This window comes from Clostridium brassicae (assembly GCF_026738875.1).
Taxonomy (GTDB): Bacteria; Bacillota; Clostridia; order Clostridiales; family Clostridiaceae; genus Clostridium_H; species Clostridium_H brassicae.
The window spans coordinates 1-4429 of sequence record NZ_JAPQFJ010000050.1; the positions used below are offsets into that span (position 1 = coordinate 1).

The 4429-nt window shown below is 31.8% G+C and carries 1 protein-coding gene; it reads left to right on the forward strand.

The features are described 5' to 3' along the window. Positions 1–710 precede the first annotated feature (710 nt). Positions 711–4223 carry a pyruvate:ferredoxin (flavodoxin) oxidoreductase gene (gene nifJ, locus OW729_RS19215; RefSeq protein WP_268063144.1) on the forward strand — a complete coding sequence of 1171 codons (3513 nt, stop codon included), beginning with the start codon at positions 711–713 and terminating at the stop codon, positions 4221–4223. Positions 4224–4429 lie beyond the last annotated feature (206 nt).

The window sequence follows — 4429 nt, forward strand, 5'->3', positions numbered from 1 at the left end:
AGGGTGGCAGGTAATAGTTAAATTGCGGCTGGCGAGATTTTTATACGTGCCTTAAGGCATAATGCTGGTAAAGTGCCCTTATAGGGCTTAAGAAAAACCACCAGCTAAGCTGGTGGATATTTATTATTTATGAAATTAAGGTACTGTATAAATTTTCCTCATATTTCTATATAGTGAAATTGCATTTATGGGTGATAAAGCTTATTTTAAGAAGGTTATTTATAAGTTTCATATAAAATAAAAACTCCACTTGAAACTTAGAGTTATCTTTATGCGAAAATTTTAAATAATAGAAAAAACAATAACGCATATTAAAAAACAATAAATATTAATTGAAATAGTTAAATATATATCATATAATATAGATAAAATATAATCCAATTTCACAAAATTTAATAAAAAATGAGTAAATGTAGAAAGTTGAAATTTAAATTGCAAAAAAATAATAATATTTCCACAAATTCATTTACACAATAATGGTATAAATGGTAGAATAATAAATGAGGTCATACCACTTAGTAATATATTCTAAATTTGTATTTTAAATAAATAATAGACAAGCTTTAATAAATATTAAATAAATTATTAAATATTAGCCAAACTAATTATGTATCTCGATAGGTTAAAACATAATTATCTTGCTGTCTTTGTATTATCTTCTATAAATACAGTTCAGTAGATAAAAATTTATATAGAAAGAGGGTATACCAATGGCAAAAATGAAAACAATGGATGGAAACACTGCTGCAGCATACATATCATATGCTTTTACAGATGTGGCAGCAATATTCCCTATTACTCCATCATCACCTATGGCTGAACATGTGGATGAATGGGCTTCTCAAGGTAAAAAGAATATTTTTGGTCAAACTGTTAAAGTTATGGAGATGCAATCAGAAGGAGGAGCTTCAGGAGCAGTTCATGGTTCTTTACAAAGTGGTGCATTAACTACAACATATACTGCATCTCAAGGATTATTATTAATGATCCCTAATATGTATAAAATATCTGGGGAACTTTTACCTAGCGTATTTCATGTAAGTGCTAGAGCACTTGCTGCACAAGCGCTTTCGATTTTTGGAGATCATTCTGATGTAATGGCTGCAAGACAAACAGGATTTGCTTTGCTTGCGTCAAATAGTGTTCAAGAAGCTATGGATTTAGGAGCAGTTTCACATTTAGCTGCTTTAGAAGGAAAAGTACCATTCTTACATTTCTTTGATGGATTTAGAACTTCACATGAGCTTCAAAAGATAGAACTTTTAGACTATCAAGATTTAGAAAAACTAGTGGATAAAAATGCTTTAAAAGCTTTTAGAGCTAATGCATTAAATCCAAATCATCCAGTAACAAGAGGTACAGCTCAAAACCCTGATATTTATTTCCAAGCTAGAGAAGCTTCAAATAAATTTTATAATGCTTTGCCAGAAATTGTTGAAAAATATATGAACAAAATAAATGAATTAACTGGAAGAGATTATAAATTATTTAATTACTATGGAGCTGCAGATGCTGACAGAATTATAATAGCAATGTGTTCAGGCTGCGATACTATAGAAGAAACAATAGACTATTTAAATTCAAAAGGAGAAAAGGTAGGACTTGTAAAGGTTCATTTATTTAGACCTTTCTCATTAAAACACTTCATGGATGTAATTCCTAAAACTGTTAAGAAAATAGCTGTTTTAGATAGAACTAAGGAACCAGGATCAGCAGGAGAACCATTATATCAAGATGTAAGAACTGCATTTTATGATGCTGAATTAAAACCATTAATAATTGGTGGAAGATATGGTTTAGGTTCAAAAGATACTACACCAGGACAAATTGCCGCAGTATTTGAAAATCTTAAAGCGGAAAAACCAAAAAATGGATTCACTATAGGTATAAATGATGATGTAACTCATACATCTCTTGAAGAGATTAAAGGAGTAGATGTAATTCCAGAAGGAACTACAGCATGTAAATTCTTTGGATTAGGTTCTGATGGTACAGTTGGAGCGAATAAGAGTGCAATTAAAATTATTGGAGATCATACAGACATGTATGCTCAAGCATATTTTGCATATGATTCTAAAAAATCAGGTGGTATTACTATATCTCACTTAAGATTTGGTAAAAACCCAATTAAATCACCATATTTAATACATTCTCCGCATTTTGTTGCCTGTCACAATCAATCTTATGTAGATAAATACAATGTGCTTGAAGGATTAAGAGATAATGGTACTTTCTTATTGAACTGTATTTGGAATAAGGATGATGTTGAAAAACATTTACCAGGAAGTATGAAGAGATATATAGCTGAGCATAATATTAATTTCTATACAATAGATGCTGTTAAGATAGCTCAAGAGATTGGTCTTGGCGGAAGAATTAATATGATTATGCAATCTGCATTTTTCAAATTAACAAACATAATACCAGTAGAAGATGCTGTTAAATACCTAAAAGAAGCAGTAGTAACTTCTTATGGTAAAAAAGGTGAAAAAATTGTTAAGATGAATCAAGATGCAATAGATAAAGGAATAAGTGCTTTAGTTAAAGTTCAAGTTCCAGAAAGTTGGAAGAATGCAGAACTAGAATCTAAAGACGGAAAAGATATTCCTGCATTTATAAAAGATGTTGTTGAAGTAATCAACAGACAAGAGGGAGATACTTTACCTGTAAGTGCATTTAATGGAATAGAAGATGGAACTTTACCTCAAGGTACTGCAGCTTATGAAAAGAGAGGAATTGCTGTAAATATTCCAGAATGGAAGTTAGAATCATGTATACAATGTAATCAATGTTCATATGTATGTCCTCACTCTGTAATAAGACCGTTCTTATTAAATGAAGAAGAATATAAGAATAAGCCAGAAGGATTTAAGGCCGTAGAAGCAAAAGGAATAAAAGGGGAAAAGACTTACTTTACAATGAGTATAAGTGCTCTTGACTGTACTGGATGTGGAAATTGTGCTCAAATTTGTCCAGCACCTGCTAAAGCACTAGTTATGCAACCAGCTCATACTCAATTAAAAGAACAAGCTAACTGGGAATATTCTTTAACATTAAGTAAAAAAGAAAATCCTATGAATAAATATACTGTAAAAGGAAGTCAGTTCGAGCAACCTTTATTTGAATTTAGTGGAGCTTGCGCAGGATGTGGGGAAACTCCATATGCTAAAGTTATCACTCAATTATATGGAGATAGAATGATGATAGCTAATGCTACAGGATGTTCATCTATCTGGGGTGGTTCAGCTCCTTCAACACCATATACTGTTAATGAAAAAGGACAGGGACCAGCATGGGCTAATTCATTATTCGAAGATAATGCTGAATTTGGAATGGGTATGTTCCTTGGAAGCACTCAAATAAGAGAAAAAGTAGCGATACTTGCTGACAAAGCAATAAATGAAAATATTAGTGGAGCATTAAAGACTGCTTTAGGAGAATGGAAGACAGGTATGTTAGACGGAGAAGCTTCAAAGACAGCTACAGAAAAAATAATACCATTACTTGAAGCAGAAAAAGGAAATAGTGCTACAATAGCTGAAATTTATGAAAATAGAGATTATCTAGTAAAACCATCTCAATGGATATTTGGTGGAGACGGTTGGGCTTATGATATAGGATATGGTGGACTCGATCATGTTCTTGCATCTGGAGAAGATGTAAATGTATTTGTATTTGATACAGAAGTATATTCAAATACAGGTGGTCAATCATCTAAGGCAACTCCACAAGCAGCAATAGCTAAATTTGCAGCTGGTGGTAAATTAACTAAGAAGAAAGACCTTGGAATGATGGCAATGAGTTATGGATATGTTTATGTAGCTCAAGTAGCAATGGGAGCTGACAAAAACCAAACAATGAAAGCAATTAAAGAAGCTGAAGCATATAAAGGACCATCTTTAATAATTGGCTATGCTCCATGTATTAATCATGGAATTAGAGCTGGTATGGGATGCAGTCAATTAGAACAAAAGAAAGCTGTTGACTCAGGATACTGGTCACTTTACAGATACAATCCTGAACTAAAAGAACAAGGCAAAAATCCATTTAGTTTAGATTCAAAAGAACCAAAAGCATCTTTCAGAGAATTCTTATTAGGTGAAGTAAGATATGCTTCATTGCAGAAAGTACATCCTGATACAGCAGAAAAATTATATGAAAAGACAGAAAAGGATGCTATGGAAAGATTAGAAAATTATAGAAAACTTGCTAATCAAAAATAGACTATAATTTTTAAGATTACAAAAAGTTAAATAGAAAATAAGTTTATTTTTAGGACTTCTAAGTTTTTAGAAGTCCTAATTTTTGTCTATAAATAAAACCACCTGCTATGCAGGTGTGTTCAGAAAAGCTTAAGCGTTGAAAAAAAATACCTCGCTTTGATAGAATAGATATGGTTTCGTCAGCCAATCTAAAATCAAAGGAGGCA